The organism is Polaromonas sp. P1_G2, assembly GCF_056405515.1.
The window spans coordinates 1-362 of record NZ_JBFUBY010001733.1; the positions used below are offsets into that span (position 1 = coordinate 1).

Genomic DNA, 362 nt, shown 5'->3' on the forward strand with positions numbered 1-362 from the left:
GGCCGAGACCGTGCACTACATGATCGAGGCGATGCGGCATGCCTATGTCGACCGCAACGCCGCGCTCGGCGACCCCGATTTCATCAACAACCCGGTCTCGACCCTGCTCGACAAGGCCTATGCGAAAAGAATTCGCGACACGATCAGCCCCGACAAGGCCGGCAGCTCGCCGAAGCTGAAGCCGCTTGGCCTCGCCGAAAGCGTCGAAACGACGCATTATTCGATCGTCGACAAGGACGGCAATGCCGTGGCCGTCACCTATACGCTGAACGGCTCCTTCGGCACCGGCATCGTGGCGGCGGGCACCGGGATCCTGCTCAACAATGAGATGGACGATTTCACCTCCAAGCCGGGCGTCGCCA

Annotated in this window: 1 protein-coding gene; it reads left to right on the forward strand. The window is 62.4% G+C overall.

The window, feature by feature from the left end; translation table 11 throughout:
• Positions 1–362, forward strand: a 362-nt coding sequence (locus tag AC1D0P_RS32340) for a gamma-glutamyltransferase (RefSeq protein WP_477680456.1), incomplete at both ends; no start/stop codon positions are given.